The sequence below is a fragment of the bacterium genome (assembly GCA_035295165.1).
Lineage (GTDB): Bacteria > Sysuimicrobiota > Sysuimicrobiia > Sysuimicrobiales > Segetimicrobiaceae > JAJPIA01.
Genome location: DATGJN010000107.1, coordinates 1 through 18,688, shown reverse-complemented (window position 1 = coordinate 18,688; position 18,688 = coordinate 1). Strand labels below are relative to the sequence as shown.

Below are 18,688 nucleotides of genomic sequence, written 5' to 3'. Positions count from 1 at the left end.
ACGTCGTCACGATGGACGACGCCGGGACCGAGATCCGGAGCGGATCCCTGCTGATCCGCGACGGCGTGATCGCGTGGATCGGCACCGGGGAACCGCCAGACGGCGGCCCGGCCCGCCGCGTGGACGGCCGGGGGACCGTGGCGCTGCCCGGTTTGATCAACACCCACCATCATCTGTACCAGGCGCTTACCCGCGTGCGGGCCCAGGACCGCGGGCTGTTCGATTGGCTGCGCGCGCTCTACCCGGTCTGGGCCGGGCTCGATGCGGAATGGGAGCGCGCCGCCGCACGCGTGGCGCTCGCGGAGCTGGTGCTGTCCGGGTGCACCGCGACGATGGATCATCACTACCTGTTCCCGCGCGGCGGTCGCGACATCCTCGATGCCGAGGTGGAGGCGGCCCGGGAGATCGGCGTCAGATTTCATCCCTCCCGCGGCTCGATGGACCGCGGGCTATCGGCCGGCGGTCTCCCGCCGGACGAGGTGGTGCAGGACGCCGACGAGATCCTCGCCGACACCCAGGAGATCGTGCGCCGCCACCACGATCCGCGGCCGGGAGCGATGGTCCGCGTCGCCGTCGCGCCGTGCTCTCCGTTCTCGGTCACCGACCGCCTGATGCGGGACTCGGCGGCGCTCGCCAGGCGGCTTGGGCTGCGGCTCCACACGCACATCGCCGAGACCGCCGACGAGACCGCGTACTGTCTGGCGACCTACGGCTGCCGCCCGGTCGAGTTGCTGGACCGCCTCCACTGGCTCGGCCGAGACGTCTGGCTGGCGCACTGCGTCCATCTGGACGCCGGCGACGTGGGACGGCTGGCGCGGTCGGGCGCCGCCGCCGCGTGGTGCCCTGCGTCGAACCTGCGCCTTGGGTCCGGCGTCGCACCGGTGCGTGCGCTGCACGATGCCGGCGTGCCGGTCGGCCTGGCCGTCGACGGATCGGCGTCAAACGACGCTGGCCACCTGCTGGGCGAGGCCAGGCTCGGGCTGCTGGTGGCGCGGAGCCGCCCCAGCGCGGGCGTGGAGGGACCGCTGATGAGCGCCCGCGAGATGCTGCGCATCGCGACGCGCGGCGGTGCGGCGTGCCTGGGCCGGGACGACGTCGGCATCCTCGAGGTGGGACGGCGCGGCGACGTTGCACTGTTCCCGGTGGACGGCGTCGCATTCGCCGGCGCGGAAGCGGATCTCGTCGGCGCCGTGCTCCACTGCGCGCCGCAGCGAGTCCGGCATCTCATCGTGGAAGGCCGCGTCGTCGTGGAGGGCGGACGGCTGGTCACCGCCGACGAGGACGAGATCGCGGCGACCGGGCGCCGCGTCGCACGGCGAATTCTCGAGCGGACGCCATGAGCGTTCGGACGGTTCCCGTGACCCGGGGAGGCGTCGGCGAGAACGTCCAGCGCGTGGACGGGGCGCCAAAGGTCACGGGCGAGTTCATGTTCGCAAGCGACCTGTGGGCGGACGGAATGCTGTGCGGGCACACAGTCCGGAGCCCGCACCCGCACGCGCGCATCCGGTCGGTCGACGTGGCCGGCGCGCTTGCGACCTCCGGCGTCCACGCGGCGCTCCTGGCCGGCGACGTCCCCGGGCAACGCACCTACGGACTCGAGTTCGCCGACCAGCCCGTGCTCGCATGGGACCGCACGCGGCACGTCGGCGAGCCGGTTGCGATCGTCGCCGCCACCGATCCGGAGACCGCCCGGCGCGCGGCAGGCCGCGTGGTCGTGGACTATGAGGTGTTGCCGGTAGTCACGGACATGGAGCAGGCGCTCCGCCCCGATGCACCCGCCGTGCACGACTTCGGCAACGTCCTGCGACACATCCACATCGCGCACGGCGATCCCGCCGTACCCGCCGACGTGTGGGTCGACGGGTACTATGAGACGGGCATGCAGGACCAGGCGTTTCTCGGCCCGGAAGCGGGGCTCGCCGTCCCCGGCGGCGACGGCGCCGTCGATCTGTACGTCGCGACGCAGTGGCTCCACGTGGATCATCAGCAGATCGCGCCCTGCCTCGGACTCAGCCCGGACCGTGTGCGGGTGCACCTGGCCGGCGTGGGCGGTGCGTTCGGCGCGCGAGAAGACCTCAGCATGCAGATCCATGCGTGCCTGCTTGCGCTGCGCACCGGACGGCCCGTGAAGATGGCGTACGGCCGCGAGGAGTCGTTCTACGGACACGTCCACCGGCACCCGTCGCGGATCTGGATGCGGCACGGCGCGCGTCGCGACGGGTCCCTGATCTGCATGCGGGCGCGGATTCTCGTGGACGGCGGCGCGTATGCGTCGTCGTCCTCCGCGGTGATCGGCAACGCGTCGAGCTTCGCTGCGGGCCCGTATGCGGTGCCGAACGTGCTCGTGGACGGCACCGCCGTGTACACGAACAATCCGCCGTGCGGCGCGATGCGGGGCTTCGGCGCCGTCCAGGTCTGTTTCGCGCACGAGGCGCAGATGGACCGGCTCGCCCGAGCGCTCGGACGTGATCCCGTGGACCTCCGCCTGCAGAACGCGCTCGCGCCCGGCGCCAAGCTCCCCATCGGGCAGGAGATCCGGGGCAGCCTGCCGGTCGCCGAGGTGATTCGGCGGTGTGCCGCACTTCCGTTGCCGGAGCCACCCGAGGCGGCGCCCCGAGACACCCTGGCCTATCCGGGCGGCGCCGGGAACGTCTCTCGCGGCGAGCGATTGCGCCGCGGTGTCGGGTTCGCGGTCGGGTTCAAAAACCTCGCGTACAGCGAGGGCTTCGACGATGCGGCAGAGGCGCGCGTGCGCCTCCGCGCCGATGCGGCCGGCCCGATCGTCGAGGTGCACAGCGCCGCCGCTGAGGTGGGGCAGGGCCTTCACACGGTGCTCGCCCAGATCGTCCGTACCGAGCTCGGGGTGGAGCGCGTGGTCATTCTTCCCGCGAACACCGCCGTCATCGGGTCCGCCGGGTCGAGTTCGGCGTCCCGCCAGACAATGATGTCGGGCGGCGCCGTGGCGTCGGCGTGCGCGGCCGTTCGTGACGCGCTGTTCGCCCGCGCGCACGCCCAGCTGACGCAGGCGGGACGGCGGGTACGCGCGCGGCTGCGCCTCGCCGGAGGATGGATCCTCGCGGGGGAGGCGTCGATCGGTGCGGTCGACGCGTTTCTCTCGGAGCCGATCGAGGCGGCGCGCGTCTATCATCACCGTCCGACGCGGCCCCTCGACGCGCAGGGGCAAGGGGACGCCCACGTGGCGTTCGCCTGCGCGGCGGAGCGCGCGGTCGTCGAGGTGGACGAGGAGCTCGGCCTCGTGCGCGTGCTGCAGATCGCCGCAGCGCAGGACGTCGGCCGGGCCCTGCACCCACAGCAGGTGTGCGGACAGATCGAGGGCGGAACGGCGCAGGGGCTCGGGCTCGCGCTGATGGAAGAGATCCAGGTCGTCGGCGGGCGCATCCGCAACCCCTCATTCACCGACTACTTGATCCCGACGATCCTGGACATGCCGCCGGTCGTCTCCGCGCTCGTCGAGGCGCCGGAACCCGGTGTGCCGTACGGCGCAAAAGGTGTGGGGGAGCCCGCGACGATCGTGGCGACCGCCGCGGTCGTCGCCGCGCTCCGAGACGCCACGAGCAGAGCGTTGAACCGCGTGCCGGTGCGGCCGGAACACCTCGCGGGGCTCGTGTCCCCGGCGATCTCGAGCGGCCCGCCGCCGGTGCCAAACGTCCCCGGCCCCGAACCCATCCCGAAGGCGCACGGGCTCGCGGCCGGCCAACAGGAGCTGCGGTGACGAGCGCGCGCCCCGAGTACGCGGCCCTCAATCCCCCGGCGCGGCGCCTGTTCGGCACCGGTCCAACGACCCCCGACCCGCGCGTGCTGCGCGCGCTCGGCCTGCCGGTCCTCGGTCAGTTCGACCCGGCATTCACCGCGATCATGAACGAGGTGAGCGAGCTCTGCCGGTTCGTCTTCCGAACCGGCAACGCGCGAGCGTTCCCGGTCTCCGGGACCTCCCGCGCGGGCCTTGAGGCCGGCCTGTGCAGCCTGATCGAGCCCGGCGACCGCGTCGTCGTCGTGGTGGCGGGGCGGTTTGGCGAACTGCTCGCCGAGATCTCCCGCCGGTGCGGCGCCGAGGTCGTCGCCGTCGACACCGCGTGGGGCCGGGTCACCGAACCCGACGCGGTGCGCGCCGCGCTCGCCACAGGCCGGCCGAAGGTGCTCGCCCTCGTCCACGGCGACACCTCGACCGGGGTGCTGCAGCCGCTCCCGGATCTCGTCCGGCTGGCGCACGACCGCGGCGCGGTCGTGCTCGTGGACGCGGTCCTCACGCTCGGCGGGGTGCCGGTCGAGGCGGACGGCTGGGGCCTCGACGTGTGCGTGGCGGGGACGCAGAAGTGCATCGGGTGCCCGTCCGGCATGGCGCCGCTGACCTACACCGCGGCGGTCGAGGAGATGATCGCGGCCCGGCGGCGTCCGGTGCAGAGCAGCTACCTCGATCTGGGACAGATCCAGGCGTACTGGGGACCCGACCGGCTCAACCACCACACGCTCCCGACGAGCATGACGTACGGGCTGCGCGAGGCGCTGCGCTTGATCTACGAGGAAGGACTGGAGGCACGCTGGGAGCGGCACCGCCGGACCGGGGCGGCCCTGCATGCGGGCATCGAGGCGATGGGGCTGCGGCTGTTCGGCGATCCCGCCCACCGGCTCCCCATGCTGGCCATCGTCGAGGTGCCGGACGGGGTGTCCGAGCCCGGCGTCCGCGACGCGCTGTTGCGGCGCCACCACATCGAGATCATGGCCGCGTTCGGTCCGCTGCGAGGCCGCGCGTGGCGCATCGGGTTCATGGCGTACAACGCCGAAGTGCGAAACGTGGTCGAGTTTCTCGGCGCGTTCGAGGACGTGCTCACGAACGCCGGCGTGCGTGTTCCCCGCGGGGCCGGCCCGGGCGCCGCCGAGCGCGCGGGGGGGACGTAGCGCCGATGCGCGCGGACCTCGCCGTCGCCGGCGGCATCGTGGTGCTGCCGTGGGGGGAGGCCCCGGCCACGGTCCTCATTCGCGACGGTCGGATCGCGGCGATCGCCGACCTCGCGACCAGTGTGGCGGCGGCCGAGACCATCGATGCGCGCGGGCGCATCGTGCTCCCAGGCCTGGTCGATGCGCACGTCCACTTCAACGACCCTGGGCGGGTCGACTGGGAAGGGGTCGCCGCAGGGTCGCGCGCGGCTGCGGCCGGCGGCGTGACGACCGTCGTGGAAATGCCGCTCAACGCGGTCCCGCCGACCATCACGGCGGACGCGCTTTCCGCGAAGCGCACGGTGTTTGCGGGACGGTGCGCCGTGGACTACGCGCTCTGGGGCGGCGTGGTGACGGACAACACTGCCGAGCTGGACGCACTCCTCGATGGAGGCGTGGTCGGGCTCAAAGCGTTCATGTGCGACAGCGGCACCGAGTTCGCCCGGGCCACGGACGGCGTGCTGTTGTCGGGGATGCGCGCGGCCGGGCGCCGCGGTGTGCCCGTGGCGGTGCACTGCGAGAGCGAGGAGCTGACGGCGTACTTGGCCGCGGCGCTCCGAGGCGCCGACCGCCGCGACCTGGCCGCGTACGCCGCGTCGCGACCGCCCCTGGCGGAGACCGAGGCGGTGGCGCGGGCGCTGCGGTTGGGAGATGCGGCGGCGTGCACGGTATATGCGGTGCACCTCTCGACCCCAGAGGCGGTAGACCTCGTCGCCGGCGCGCGCCGCGCCGGCCGGCCCGCGTACGCGGAGACGTGCCCGCACTATCTCGCGCTTGACGAGGACGACCTTCGCCTGGGGCCCGTGGCCAAGTGCGCGCCGCCCCTCCGACCGCGTGCGCTCGTCGACGCGCTGTGGTCGCGTCTGCTGCGGGGAGAGGTGGACGTCATCGCGTCGGACCACTCGCCGTGCCCCTCGGCCATGAAGGACGTCAACGACGCGTGGCGTGCATGGGGCGGCATCACCGGGGTGCAGACGATGCTGCCCGTGCTCATCGACGAAGGCGTGCACCGGCGCGGCCTGTCCTTCGGCGCGCTGGCGCAGCTGACTGCGGAGGCCCCGGCGCGAATCCTCGGGTTGGCGCCGCACAAGGGCGCGATTACGCCCGGAGCCGACGCGGATCTCGTGGTCGTGGATCCGGATCGCGAGTGGACCGTCACCCGCGAGGCGCTGTTGTCGAGGCATCCCCACAGCCCGTTTCTTGGGCGACGGCTGCGCGGGGCCGTGGAGCGAACGATTGTCAGAGGTGTGACGGTCAACTTGGACGGCGAGCCCGTCGGGCCGGAAGGGTGGGGGAGCGAAGTCGGCTCCGCGACACCGCCTCGAAACCACAGCGCGTAGCCTTCCTGTGGAACCAGGGGATCGGTCGCGCCTCGCCGCTCGGCAACCCCTCCGGAGCCGACGTGAGGTCGAGCCGGGGCGCTTGACACGGACCGGGCCAGGGAATAATATCGAACTACGATATCGTATCCTGATATAATTCTCCCGAGCCTAAGGAGGAGGATGCTATGACCACGGTCAACGTCCGCTACATGGTCCACGACGTTAACGCCGCCGTCGCATTTTACACCACGCACCTCGGATTCACCCTGCTGTCCAGCGCGGCGCCGGCGTTTGCGGATGTTTCGCGGGGCGACCTGAGGCTGCTGCTCAGCGGGCCGACCAGTTCGGCGGGGCGGTCAATGCCAGACGGGCGCCGTCCCGAGGCGGGTGGGTGGAATCGCGTGCAATTCGTGGTCGACGACATCGCCGGCGAAGTCGCCAGGCTCCGAGCCGCCGGGGTGGAGTTCCGCAACGAGATCGTGACCGGCCCCGGCGGCTCGCAGATCCTGCTGAACGATCCGTCCGGCAACGTGGTCGAACTTTTCCAGCCGGCCCGCCGGGTCCCGGCATGACCCACGCGCGCTGCCGTGCTGGCGTCCGATATCGACCGGTCGACGGGAACGGAGTTGCGGTGGGGTGATCTTCCGGGACTTTCTTCTGGGTTTCGTGAGGGTTCACGTGCTGCATCGTGCGGCACAGGGGCCGATTTATGGCGTGGCCCTGCTCGATGAACTCCGGCAGCGGGGGCACGCCGTCGGCCCCGGGACGCTCTACCCGCTGCTGCACGAACTGGAGCGGGGCGGCTTCTTGGCCCGCGAGACCCGCATCGTGGAAGGGCGGGCGCGAAAGTACTATCGCCTGACCGCCGGCGGCGCGCGCGCCCTGGCCGACACTCGTCCGAGGATCCGGGAGTTGGTCGGAGAGCTGCTCGAGACTCGCGACCCCGCGCGCCGTCCGGAGCCGCGGAGGCTCGTGGCGGCGAGGCAACGCGCGGGAGAGTTGATCCGGCCCGCGGTCCTGCGCAAGCGGTTGGCGGCCAACACCGGGGAACGGGCACCGATCGTCATCGATGTGCGCGCGCGCGACGAGTACGCGTTGGGCCACATTCCCGACGCGCGGCACATCCCGGTCGATGAACTCGCCGCCCATCTCCGCGAGCTTCCACGTGGGCGGCTGCGCGTCACCTACTGCAACATGCAGCACCGCGGCACGTCTCGCAGCGAGCGGGCCGCGGCGCTGCTCCGCGCGTGCGGCCAGCGGGCGCAGGCGCTGGACGGCGGCCTCCCGGCGTGGGTGGCGGCGGGGTATCCGGTTGACCGCGGACTGCCCGCGTGAACCGGGGAGCCGCGCATGCCGGCCGCCGCCCGCAGGCCATCCGGAGACCGGTCCTGCGCGCCCTTCCGCAGCGGACCGCGTCGGGGTCGTTGACGCACGTCGCGAGATGAGCGACCACGTGGCGGGTGGCAGCGAGCATCGGGCCTCTCCCGCACGAGAGGTGTTCGTCTCCTTCCTCCGGCTGGGCGTCACGTCGTTCGGCGGACCGATCGCGCACCTCGGCTACTACAACGAAGAGTTCGTCCGTCGCCGCCGGTGGCTCGACGAGAGCACGTTTGCGCAGATCGTCGCGCTCTGCCAGTTTCTTCCAGGGCCGGCGAGCAGCCAAGTCGCTATCATCATCGGCCTCACGCGGGCGGGGGTCTTGGGGGCGGCCCTGGCGTGGATCGCGTTCACGCTGCCGTCGGCCGTGGCGCTCGTGGCGTTCGCGATCGGCATCGCACGCATCCCCGGCGTCACGGAGGCGCCGTGGATTCACGGTCTCCTGATCGCCGCGGTCGCGATCGTGGCCCTCGCAGTGTCCAACATGTATCGGTCGCTGTGTCCGGACGTACCGCGCAAGGTCGTCGCATGTGCCGCCGCGGCGCTGATTCTCCTCTTGCCGGCGAACGGCCTCGTGCAGCTCGCGGTCATCGTGCTCGGCGCGCTGTACGGCCGGGTGTTCCTGACGCCGGCGGACAAGGCGACACAACAACTGCCCGTCTCGGGGAACCGCGTCGCGGCGGTCGCGTCCGGAGCGGCCTTCGTCGCCTTGCTCGTTGGGTTCCCGATCGCACAGCGCTTCGTCGCGCCTGGTTGGCTCAGCGTGTTCGGGGCCTTCTACGAGTCCGGCGCGCTCGTGTTCGGCGGAGGGCACGTGGTGCTGCCGCTCCTCCAAGCGCGCGTCGTGCCCCCAGGCTGGGTCAGCCCGGGGACGTTTCTCGCGGGGTACGGCGCGGCGCAGGCGGTCCCCGGCCCGCTGTTCACGTTCGCGGCCTACCTGGGCGCCGCGATGCACGGCCCGGTCGGCGGCGTCGGCGGGGCCGCACTCACGCTGTTCGCGATCTATCTCCCGTCGTTCTTGCTCATCGCCGCCATTCTGCCGTTCTGGAACAGTCTGATGCGCAACCGGTCGGTCGTGGCCGCGGTGCAGGGGGTCAACGCCGCGGTGGTGGGAGTGCTGCTCGCGGCGCTCTACCAGCCGGTGTGGGTGACGGCAGTACACGCCCCGGCGGACGTGACGCTGGTGCTCCTCGCCTTCCTACTGCTTGATGTCTTAAAGGCCGCGCCGTGGCTGGTCGTCGTCGCGTCGGCCGCCGCCGCCGAAGTGTTGCACGTGCTCTAGGTCCGGGGTGTGCGCGAGCGCGAAGGCGCGTCGCCGGCCACAGGCGTGCTCATCCCGTCCGGCTGTACGAGACGCTGAGGGCGGCGGGGGCGCCGAGCCGCCGCCGCGCCGTTTCGCGCGTGGCGAACACGAGGACCACGATCGTGAAGACGTAGGGCGCCATCAACATCAGGTACACGGGAAGCCCGGTCCCGCTCGCCTGCAGGTGGAGTTGCAGCGCGTTCACGCCGCCGAACAGGTACGCGCCCACGACGGCACGGAGCGGATCCCACGTGGCGAAGATCACGAGCGCCACCGCGATCCAGCCGCGGCCGGCCGTCATGTTCTCGATCCACATGCTCGTGTACGCTGTCGACAGAAACGCCCCCCCGAACCCGGCGAGCACGCCGCCGATCACGACGCAAGCGTAGCGGACGCGCGCGATGTCGATCCCCATCGCGTCGGCCGCCTCGGGGTTCTCCCCGACCGCGCGGACGTTGAGCCCCCACCGGGTCCGGTACAGGGCGTACCATGCCAGCGGGACCAGCGCGTAGCTGAGGTACACGAGCGGGTCCTGGCGGAACAGCACCGGCCCCACGAACGGCAGTCGCTCGAGCCCGGGGACGGGCGCCAGAACAAACCCCGCGGCCGGCACACCGACGAACGACTTCCCAAGGGACGCGGACAGCCCGGTTCCGAAGATCGTCAGTGCGAGGCCGCTCGCGACCTGGTTGGCCCGCAGGGTCACGCTGAGCACCGCGTGCACCACGCTGAGGACCCCGCCGGCCGCTCCCGCCGCAAGCAACCCCAGCCAGGGGTTGCCCGTCTCCGCCGTGGTCACGAACCCCGCGAGCGCCCCGACGAGCATCATCCCCTCGACGCCGAGGTTGAGCACGCCGGACCGCTCGGCGAAGATCTCTCCCAGCGTAGCGAACAGCACCGGCGTGCCGGCGCGCACGGCGGCCGCGAATACCGCGGCCGGCAGCAGGCTCACCGGCCGCCCTCCGCAGGCGCCCGCGGGCCGATCCGCACGCGGGACCCCGCCAGTTGCTCGCCGCCCAGCACGAAGAAGAAGATCAACCCCTGCAGCATGTACACGACCGCGATTGGCAGGTTGAGCGAGATCTGCAGCCCGTCCCCGCCGAGGAACAACCCGCCGAGCAGGAACGCGACGAGGACCGTCGCCACCGGGTGGAGCCGTGCCAGCCAGGCGACAATGATCCCCGTGTAGCCGTACCCTGGGGACAGCCCTTGCTGCAGGCGCCCCGACACGGCGGAGACCTCGCCGGCCCCGGCGAGCCCGGCCAGGGCGCCGGCGGCGGCCATGACGAGCAGGATGTTGCGGGTCAGATTGATCCCGGCGTACCGCGCCGCGTCGGGGTTGTCGCCGATGATCCGGATCTCGAGCCCCCAACGGGTCCGCGTGAGCACGAACGCCGTGGCGGCAACGGCGAGGAGCGCGAGCGCGAACCCGAGGTGAATCCGCGTGCCCGGGACGAGCACGGGCAGCTTCGCCGACGCCGGCAGCACCGGCGAGAGGGGAAAGCCGCGGCCCTGCGGATCCTGCCACGGCCCGTAGATTAGGAAATCGACGAGCAGCAACGCCACGTAGTTCATGAGGAGCGTCGTGATCGTCTCGTTCACCGAGAGCCACGCCCGCAGGATCGCGGGCACGAGACACCACGCCGCGCCCGCGCCCATGCCGACGAGAAGCAGGGCGGGGACCGCGAGCGCGGAGTGGCCGATCGGGGTGAACACGGCGATCCACGTCGCTCCGATCGCCCCACACTGCAGCTGTCCTTCGGCGCCGATGTTCCACAGGCGCATCCGCGCGGGCAACAGCACCGCCAGACCGGTGAGGATCAGCGGGGTTGCCTTCACGGCGGTCTCGGACCATCCGAACGCGCTGCCGAACGGGTCACTCACGAGCACGGCGTAGGCCGCGAACGGGTTGACGCCTGACGCGGCGAGCATGAGTCCGCCCGCGGCCAACGCCGCGAGAATCGACACCACGGGCGCCGCGGCAGCCGCCAGGCGCGAGGGAGGACGCCGCTCCAGGCGCATCACGCGGTCTCCTCCGGCACGGCGAGCCGCGTGCCGCCCATCAACAGGCCGATCTGTTCCACGGTCACGTCCCCAGGCCGTACGACGCCCATGATCTGCCCGCCGCACAGAACCGCGACCCGGTCGCTCAGCTGCAGGATCTCGTCCAGATCCTCGGAGATCAGCAACACGCCGATGCCGGCACGCCGCTGGGCGAGCAACGCGCGGTGTACGGCTTCGGTGGCACCGATGTCGAGACCGCGCGTGGGGTGAAACGCGAGGATTGCGCGCGGCCCCGCCGAGATTTCGCGCGCGAGGATGAGGCGCTGAACGTTGCCGCCCGAGAGGGTGCCGGCCGGCGTGTCCGGGCCCGGGGTCTGGATCTTGAACGCCCGGATCAACGTCCGCGCGACCTGGTGCACCGTCTGGCGGTTGAGCAGCGGGCCCCGGCCAAATCTGGAGTCCCGGTAGCTCTTCAGGATGAGGTTGTCGGCGACGCTGAGGCGCGGTGCCACCCCGGTACCGAGCCGGTCCTCCGGCACGTGTCCGAGTCCGGCCCGGATCGCGTCCAGCGGACCGGCGCCCGTCCGGTCGCGCCCCGCGATGACCACGCGGCCGCGCGTGGGGCGTCGCAGCCCCGCGACGATCTCGCCAAGCTCGCGCTGGCCGTTCCCGGCGACGCCGGCGACGCCCACGATCTCACCGGCCCGCACCGCCAGCGACACGCCCTGCAGCGCGTCGGGCCCGCGGTCCCCGTCCGCCCAGAGGTCACGGACTTCCAGCACGACCGGCCCCGGCGTCACGGGGTCGCGCTCGGGCAGGTCGAACGTCTCGCGCCCCACCATCATCCGCGCGAGCGCCCGCGGGGAGGTCGCTGCGGTGGGGGTCGTCCCGACGAGCCGTCCGGCTCGCAGCACGGTGACGCGGTCGGCCGCCGCCATCACCTCCGACAGCTTGTGCGTGATCACGACGATCGTCCGCCCTTCGCCGGCGAGACGGCGCAGCGTGTCGAACAGATCCCGGGTTTCCTGCGGGGTGAGCACCGCCGTCGGCTCGTCGAGGATCAGGACGTCCGCGCCCCGCGCCAGCAGCTTGAGGATCTCCACGCGCTGCTGCTCCCCGACACTGAGCTGCCACACGCGCGCCCACGGATGTACCGCCATCCCGTACCGTGCGGCGGCGGCGGCTAGGCTGGCTGCCGCGGCTCGCTCGTCGAGCCGCCACCCCTGGGACGGGAGACCCAGCAGGACGTTCTGCACGACGGACAGCGACGGCACGAGCATGAACTGCTGAAATACCATGCCGAGGCCGGCCCGCAGCGCGTCCTTCGGCGATCGGAACACCCGCGGCGTGCCGTGCAGCCGGATCTCGCCGGCGTCCGGCTGGTAGAACCCGTACAGGATCTTCATGAGGGTGGACTTGCCGGCGCCGTTCTCGCCGAGGAGCGCGTGAATCTCGCCGGGCGCCGCCGTGAAGTCGACCGCGTCGTTCGCGACGACGCCGGGAAAGCGTTTGGTGATGCCCCGCATCTCGATCGAGACGGATGGCGGGGAAGACGTCACGAATGTGGGGGCCGCGCCAGGATCTCCGCGAGAGGCTTTGCGAGCACGCGGTTGAGCGCGTCGAGCACCGCCTTCGTCGCGGCATCGGACTCGTCCCGTCCGCGCGCCGCGCCGACGAACCGGCGGAGCGATGACGTACCGTCGTCGAGCACGATCACCGCGAGCGTCCCGGGGCCGCTCGGCACCTCGGTCAACTCCTCGATCGCGTACCGATACCCGTCGCCCGCCGCACGCGTCACCGCCGCGAGCGTGGCGCGCGCGGCGAGCAGCGAAAACCGCGTCGTCGTGCCCGGTGCGGCGGCCGTGCCCGTGCTCTCGCGCTCGCCGAGGCCGAGCCGCACGGACGCGGCGCGGCGGTCGGCGCCCCGAGACGTGCGAATCTCCACCAGGCGCAGGCGGGCCTCCGCCACGGTCGACGCCGGGGCCACGGGCCGCCGGCGTCCGTCCCATGCCGCCCGCCGGGCGATGCCCGCGGGAGACTCCTTCGCCGCCGTGGAGGCCCGGCTCGCCAGAGATAGCAGGTCGTCCACGTTCGCCGCAGCGTGCGCCGCGGTCCGCCGCTGCAACCGCCGTCCCCCAGCGTAGCCGACGCTGACGGTGACACGCCGCGTCTCACCGTCGACGTCCACGGGCACGACGGTGCGCTCCTGCACGTGCGCGGCAAGCGCGCGTGCGTCGGTATCGCGCCGCGTCGTCGCGATCGCAAACTCGTCCCCACCGTACCGGCAGAGCAGGTCGGTCTCGACGTTCAGGGCGGCGGAGAGCAGCGAGGCTACCGAGCGAAGCACATCGTCGCCGACGACGTGCCCGAGCGCCTTGTTCACCGCGCCGAAGTTGTCGAGGTCGACGAACACCATCGCGAGTTCGTGTCCCTGCGTGAGTTCGGCGGCGGCCCAGGCGCGCAGCGCGGTCGCCCAGGGCAGACCGGTGAGCGGATCGGTCTGCTGGCTCTTCGCCTGTAGGATCGCGACGAGCGAGACCTGCCCCACGAGCCGGCCGTCCAGCACGACCGGAAGCATCTCGACGTGTTGGCCCATCACCATCGTGTGCGCCTGCACCACGGACAGGTCAGGGGTCGCGCACACGAGCGGCGTCACCATCACGTCCGCGACGGTGCGATCCGGCGGCTGTCCCAGCAGTTGGGGAGCGCCCACGAGCCCGACGACGCGATGCTCGTCCACGACGGGCAGCCCGGCGAGCCGGTGCTCCAGCATGAGATCGCTCGCGCCCCCCACGGTGGCATCCGGCGGCACACAGACCGCGTTCGCGATCATCACGTCCGCGACTGTCACGAGGGCTTCGCTCATCTTGGATGATCCGGCCCAACTGGTGGCATACGACAAAGGTGCGAGACCGTATGGCTGTGCCCGGTAGTTCGTGCTCGCAGCGCGCGTTCCTCCGCGCGCCGCGGGATGCGGCCGCCGCCGCGCGTAGGTGACGCGGCGCGACGGACGCGGAAGGGGCTCATTGTGGCGCAGTCGAAGAACGCGCGCAACGCTCGGCGCCGTGCGATCGCGACCGTGCGGTGGAGCCTCCTTCAGAGGGCGGTGATGCATGGCAGTCTCCCACTACGTCGGTGCGCGCGTCAAGCGCATCGAGGACCCGAAGCTCATTCGCGGGGAAGGGTCGTACGTCGACGACCTCGCCCTCGCCGGCATGCTGCACGCGGTGTTCATTCGCAGCCCGCACGGACACGCGCGCATCACCCGCCTCCGCCTCGACGCCGCGCGCGCGCATCCGGGCGTGGTCGGGGCGTTCGCGGCGGCCGACCTGCGCGACATCCAGAAGGCGTTTCCCGCGGCGACCGTCGAGGGCATGCGCATGGCACCGCATCTCCCGCTCGCCGATCGTGAAGTGAACTACATCGGGCAGCCGGTCGCGGTGGTGGTCGCCGAGTCCGCGTACGGGGCCCGAGACGCGGCCGAACTCGTCGCAGCCACCTACGACCCGCTGCCCGCGGCCGTCGACCTGGATCGCGCGGCCGCCGGCGCCCCGTTCGCCCACGCGGACCTCAAGACCAACGTCGCGTACTCGACGACGTTGGAGCACGGCGATCTCGACGCCGCGTTCCAGGACGCGCCGGTCGTGGTCCGGCAGCGCATGAACAACCAGCGCCTCGCGCCGGTCTCGATGGAGGGGAGGGGCACCGTCGCGATGTACGACGGCAGCCAGGGCCAGGGCATCCTCACGGTGTGGACGTCCACGCAGGAGGCGCACGCGATCCGCGACGGGCTGAGCGAGGTCTTGGGGTTGGAGGCGCGTCGGATCCGCGTGATCACGCCCGACGTCGGCGGCGGGTTCGGCGCGAAACTGAGCACCTATCCGGAGGACGCGGTCGTGGCCGAGCTCGCGCGGCGGCTCGGGCGACCGGTGAAATGGATCGAGACGCGCCGCGAAAATCTCTTGACCACCACCCACGGCCGGGCGCAGCTGTTCGAGGTCGAGGTCGCAGCCGAACGCGACGGCCGCCTCCGCGGGCTGCGGGGCCGTGTGCTCGGCGACCTGGGCGCGGAGTGCTTGTACCTGACCGCGATCATCCCGACGCTGACGCCGCTGATGATCCAGGGCCCGTATGAGATTCCCGCGATCCGGTGCGAGTTGCTCGGCCTCTACACGAACACGTGCCCTACGGGCGCGTACCGCGGCGCGGGCCGCCCCGAGGCGAGTTACTACCTGGAGCGCGTCATGGACCTGGTGGCCGACGCGACCGGCGTCGACCCGGCCGAGGTGCGACGCCGCAACTTCATTGCCCCCTCCAAGTTTCCGTACACGACGGCGAGCGGCGCGCAGTACGACAGCGGGGAGTATGCGAAACCGCTCGACGAAGCGCTGCGCATCGCGGATTACCCGCGCCTCCGCCGTGAGCAGGAGACCGCCCGCCGCGCGGGGCGGCTGGTCGGCATCGGGGTCGCCAGCTACGTGGAGATCTGCGGCTTCGGCCCGTGGGAACTCGGGACCGTCCGCGTCAACAAGGACGGCACCGCGACCGTCGTGACGGGCACGTCGCCGCACGGCCAGGGCGATGCGACCGGCTTTGCGCAGATCGTCTCGGACGCCCTCAGCATCGCGATCGACCAGATCACGGTCGTCCACGGCGACACGCTCCTGGTCCAGCACGGGGGCGGCACCAGCGGCAGCCGCAGCATGGCGCTCGGGGGTTCTGCGGTGCACCTGGCGGCGCTCGACGTTCGTGAGCAGATCCTCGGGGTGGCCGCGAACATGCTCGAAGCGGCCGCGGCAGACCTCATGCTCCAAAACGCGGCGGTCTCCGTGCGCGGGGCGCCGGCCCGCACCGTGACGATCGCACAGGTCGCGCAGGCCGCCTACAACGGGAAGCACGTCCCCGACGGGCAGGATCCCGGGCTCGAGGCGACCAAGCGCTTTAAGTCGGAGGGGACGACGTTTCCGTTCGGCACGCATGTGTGCGCGGTCGAGATCGACCCGGAGACCTACGCGTCCAGGATTACTCGTTACGTCGCGGTGGACGACTGCGGCCGCGTCATCAACCCGTTGCTCGTCGACGGTCAGGTCCACGGCGGTATCGTGCAGGGTGCCGCCCAGGCGCTGCTCGAGGCGGTCATCTACGACGAGCACGGCCAGCTGCTCACTGGTACGCTGGCCGAGTACGGCATTCCCAAGGCGGAGCTGGTCCCGCGCATCGAGCGCGGGGTGTCGGTCACCCCGACCCCTCGGAACCCTCTTGGCGCGAAGGGCGTGGGGGAGGCCGCGACGATCGGGTCGACGCCCGCGGTGGTCAACGCCGTGGTCGACGCGCTGAGCCACCTTGGTGTCCGCCACATCGACATGCCGCTGACCCCGGAGCGGATCGCCGCGGCCATGCGGGACGCACAGAAGAACACATAGTCCTCGCGAGGCACCGCCGTGACCGAACCGCGCGCCCTCGTGTTCATCGACGGGTGGTGCGCGCAGTGCCGGGCGGCGGCGCGCGTGCTCGCGAGACTGGACCGGTGCCACCGGCTGTCGGTGCGCTCGTTTCGCGACGACGAGCGGTACCGTGACGCCGGGCTCACCCCCGACGACCTGCTGGCACGCATGTACGTGGTGGAGGTGGCAACGGGCCGGGCGCACGGCGGCTACGGTGCCGTTCAAGTGCTTGCCCGGTTGCTGCCCCTGCTGTGGCCACTGCGCCCGGTGCTCGCCGTCGCCAAATGGACGGGCCAGGGCGACCGCTTGTACGACTACCTGGCGGCACGCCGCCGCATCATCCCCGACCCGCGGACGTGCGCGGTCCCGCACGCGCCGGCGGAGTGCACCGATGCGCTCGTCCCGCCGCCGATGGACGAAGACCCGGACCGACCGGGGATGCGGGGACGCCGCTAGCGCCGTGCCGCATCGGACCCACCGTCTAGGATGGTCACGACAGGGGCACACCTCGTCGGTAGAGCCATAACCCGGGTCTTCCAACGAGGTGGTCGCGGTGAGGTACACACGAGCGCTCCGAACGCTTGGCGTGGCAGCGCTCGCCGTCGCGTTCATCGTCACGAGCGCTCCGCGCATCAGCTTCGCGCAGACCGCGAACGCCGGGCTCGCGCTTGAAGCGCTCACCGTCCTCGAGGAGGAATACGTCGATCCCGTCCGACCCGTCCCCCTGTTGAACGCCGCGCTGGCCGAGCTCCGCGCCGACACCCACCTGCCCGCGACCGTGGTCCCGGATATCCCGACGGGGACCGCTGAGGACATCGCGAGAGCGTGGTTCGAGCGGGAGTTCGCGATCGTGACCGACCGCAGCCAGGCCGCGGCGGACGACCTGGCTCAGGCCGCCACCGCGGCGATGCTCGCGTCCCTGCACGACAGCCACACGAGCTACTACACGCCCGAGTCGCTCAAGGAAATCGAAGCCGAGATGCGCCACGAGACCTCGTTCACCGGCATCGGCATCACCATCGGGCAAGTCACCGACAGCGCCGGCGCGAAGTGGATCATGGTCACGGAGGTGTATCCGGGGTCTCCCGCCGAGGCGAGCGGGATTCGGCGATTCGACATCATCCAGGCGGTCGACGGTCACGCGATCGACGATGCGGATCTTGACGCCGCCGCCCAACTGATCCGCGGACCGGCCGGATCGAGTGTCACCCTGCTCCTCCGACGCGCCGGTGAGACGCTGACCGCAAACCCCACGCGCGCGCCCGTGCGGATCGAGCCCGCGTGGGCGTCCGTGCTGGCGTCCGGCATCGGGTACCTGCGAATCGCGGCGTTTACGGCCGACACCGCGCGCACTACCGGCCGGGCGTTGCAGGCGCTCGGGACGATCCCCGGTCTCATCATCGACCTTCGCGGAAACCCCGGTGGGATCGTGACCGAGGTGCAGGCGGTCGCCGGGTTGTTTCTCCCTGCCGGCACCGTGATCGGCCGCGTCCGCGGTCACGGCAGCGAAACCGAGCCGATGCGCGCGACCGGATTGGGCGGTGCGACGACCGTACCGATCGTCGTGCTGACGGACGGCGGCACCGCATCGGCTGCGGAGATCCTGACCGGCGCGCTCAGAGACGCTCGACGCGCCACGATCCTCGGCGAGCGGACGGCCGGCGCCCTCGGCGGATCCGTCACGATGAAGCTCGGATACGGCGGCATGTCGGTGACCGTGGAACGCATTCAGGGGCCGCAAGACGAGGTCGTGGAAGGTCGCGGGATCGCGCCCGACATCCCGGTGCGACTGACCGGTGACGACGTGGAGGCCGGTCGCGATTCACAGTTGCGCGCGGCCGAATCCGTCATTGCGTCCGAGCATCCCGCGATCGATCCCGCGCCACGCGTCCCGCGCGGCTATCTGGTGTCGCCAGCACCGATCGCCCCCGCCGCGCGCGGGCCGCTCCTCCCGCCGCCCTGGGGTCGCGGGGTCTGGGCCGCGACACGGCGCTAGCGCACACGCTAGCACGGGCTCAGCGCCGATTTGCCGGCGTCGGTGAGCGCGCCGCATCTGAAGACCGCCATGGGATCCAACTTGCCGGGCACGCCGCGCCAAGTATAGCAGATGATCGCGGCCAGCCGCCCCTGGCTCATAAACTGGGTAGTGTACGGTGTTGTGTGTAAAAGCAGGAGCCCAAAAAGGGAGGGCGTACCCCCGACCTGGACAATAACCACAAAGGAGGGATACGCCCGTGGCCAGTGTGACAGCACTGACCGATCTCACAGTAGCCGATCTGTGG

14 protein-coding genes are annotated in these 18,688 nt (G+C 71.6%); 10 read left to right on the top strand and 4 right to left on the bottom strand.

Translation table 11 applies throughout. The annotated features are described in order from the left end of the window. From VKZ50_18500 to chrA, 7 genes are all read left to right on the top strand, one after another. Nucleotides 1-1,340: 8-oxoguanine deaminase (locus VKZ50_18500; protein HLJ61720.1), on the top strand; the 1,340-nt coding region annotated here is incomplete at its 5' end. Then, on the top strand, nucleotides 1,337-3,733 hold the full coding sequence (gene pucD, locus VKZ50_18495; GenBank protein ID HLJ61719.1) for a xanthine dehydrogenase subunit D: 2,397 nt from the start codon (nucleotides 1,337-1,339) through the stop codon (nucleotides 3,731-3,733). The genes VKZ50_18500 and pucD, both read left to right, overlap by 4 nt. After that, nucleotides 3,730-4,917 carry an alanine--glyoxylate aminotransferase family protein gene (locus tag VKZ50_18490; GenBank protein ID HLJ61718.1) on the top strand — a complete coding sequence of 396 codons (1,188 nt, stop codon included), beginning with the start codon at nucleotides 3,730-3,732 and terminating at the stop codon, nucleotides 4,915-4,917. The genes pucD and VKZ50_18490 overlap by 4 nt, the downstream gene beginning before the upstream one ends. 5 nt (nucleotides 4,918-4,922) lie before the next feature. Then, nucleotides 4,923-6,296 (top strand): allantoinase AllB, encoded by a 1,374-nt coding sequence (allB, locus tag VKZ50_18485; GenBank protein HLJ61717.1) that lies wholly within the window; start codon nucleotides 4,923-4,925, stop codon nucleotides 6,294-6,296. 167 nt (nucleotides 6,297-6,463) lie between these two features. Beyond that, nucleotides 6,464-6,850, top strand: coding sequence for a VOC family protein (locus tag VKZ50_18480; protein HLJ61716.1), 387 nt, complete (start codon nucleotides 6,464-6,466; stop codon nucleotides 6,848-6,850). Nucleotides 6,851-6,956: 106 nt separating this feature from the next. Beyond that, entirely contained in the window at nucleotides 6,957-7,613 is a 657-nt protein-coding gene (locus tag VKZ50_18475) for a helix-turn-helix transcriptional regulator (GenBank protein ID HLJ61715.1), read from the top strand. 106 nt (nucleotides 7,614-7,719) lie between these two features. Beyond that, a complete protein-coding gene (gene chrA, locus VKZ50_18470; GenBank protein ID HLJ61714.1) occupies nucleotides 7,720-8,937 on the top strand; it encodes a chromate efflux transporter in 1,218 nt (405 codons plus the stop codon). A gap of 49 nt (nucleotides 8,938-8,986) precedes the next feature. Here the strand turns inward: chrA and VKZ50_18465 are convergent, their stop codons facing one another. From VKZ50_18465 to VKZ50_18450, 4 genes are read right to left on the bottom strand one after another with little or no spacing between them, the layout of a single operon-like run. Beyond that, nucleotides 8,987-9,910 (bottom strand): ABC transporter permease, encoded by a 924-nt coding sequence (locus tag VKZ50_18465; GenBank protein ID HLJ61713.1) that lies wholly within the window; start codon nucleotides 9,908-9,910, stop codon nucleotides 8,987-8,989. Next, nucleotides 9,907-10,980 (bottom strand): ABC transporter permease, encoded by a 1,074-nt coding sequence (locus VKZ50_18460; protein HLJ61712.1) that lies wholly within the window; start codon nucleotides 10,978-10,980, stop codon nucleotides 9,907-9,909. The genes VKZ50_18465 and VKZ50_18460 overlap by 4 nt, the downstream gene beginning before the upstream one ends. Beyond that, nucleotides 10,980-12,521 (bottom strand): ABC transporter ATP-binding protein, encoded by a 1,542-nt coding sequence (locus tag VKZ50_18455; GenBank protein HLJ61711.1) that lies wholly within the window; start codon nucleotides 12,519-12,521, stop codon nucleotides 10,980-10,982. Before VKZ50_18455 ends, VKZ50_18460 begins: the two co-directional genes overlap by 1 nt. Then, a complete protein-coding gene (locus VKZ50_18450; GenBank protein HLJ61710.1) occupies nucleotides 12,518-13,828 on the bottom strand; it encodes a GGDEF domain-containing protein in 1,311 nt (436 codons plus the stop codon). The genes VKZ50_18455 and VKZ50_18450 overlap by 4 nt, the downstream gene beginning before the upstream one ends. A gap of 247 nt (nucleotides 13,829-14,075) precedes the next feature. Between VKZ50_18450 and VKZ50_18445 the strand changes: the two genes are divergently transcribed. The 3 genes from VKZ50_18445 (at nucleotide 14,076) to VKZ50_18435 (ending at nucleotide 18,402) form a co-directional block, all read left to right on the top strand. Beyond that, complete coding sequence (locus tag VKZ50_18445; protein ID HLJ61709.1) at nucleotides 14,076-16,385, top strand: xanthine dehydrogenase family protein molybdopterin-binding subunit; 2,310 nt, start codon at nucleotides 14,076-14,078, stop codon at nucleotides 16,383-16,385. Between the two features lie 18 nt (nucleotides 16,386-16,403). Further along, nucleotides 16,404-16,862 carry a DCC1-like thiol-disulfide oxidoreductase family protein gene (locus VKZ50_18440; protein HLJ61708.1) on the top strand — a complete coding sequence of 153 codons (459 nt, stop codon included), beginning with the start codon at nucleotides 16,404-16,406 and terminating at the stop codon, nucleotides 16,860-16,862. Between the two features lie 97 nt (nucleotides 16,863-16,959). Beyond that, nucleotides 16,960-18,402 (top strand): S41 family peptidase, encoded by a 1,443-nt coding sequence (locus tag VKZ50_18435; GenBank protein HLJ61707.1) that lies wholly within the window; start codon nucleotides 16,960-16,962, stop codon nucleotides 18,400-18,402. Nucleotides 18,403-18,688 lie beyond the last annotated feature (286 nt).

What these genes read in the sequence shown, in the direction of transcription:
- VKZ50_18460 (HLJ61712.1), bottom strand. Translation starts at nt 10,980, where the DNA reads ATGCGCCTGGAGCGGCGTCCTCCCTCGCGCCTGGCGGCTGCCGCGGCG.
- VKZ50_18445 (HLJ61709.1), top strand. Translation starts at nt 14,076, where the DNA reads ATGGCAGTCTCCCACTACGTCGGTGCGCGCGTCAAGCGCATCGAGGAC.
- VKZ50_18450 (HLJ61710.1), bottom strand. Translation starts at nt 13,828, where the DNA reads ATGAGCGAAGCCCTCGTGACAGTCGCGGACGTGATGATCGCGAACGCG.
- VKZ50_18480 (HLJ61716.1), top strand. Translation starts at nt 6,464, where the DNA reads ATGACCACGGTCAACGTCCGCTACATGGTCCACGACGTTAACGCCGCC.
- allB (HLJ61717.1), top strand. Translation starts at nt 4,923, where the DNA reads ATGCGCGCGGACCTCGCCGTCGCCGGCGGCATCGTGGTGCTGCCGTGG.
- chrA (HLJ61714.1), top strand. Translation starts at nt 7,720, where the DNA reads ATGAGCGACCACGTGGCGGGTGGCAGCGAGCATCGGGCCTCTCCCGCA.
- pucD (HLJ61719.1), top strand. Translation starts at nt 1,337, where the DNA reads ATGAGCGTTCGGACGGTTCCCGTGACCCGGGGAGGCGTCGGCGAGAAC.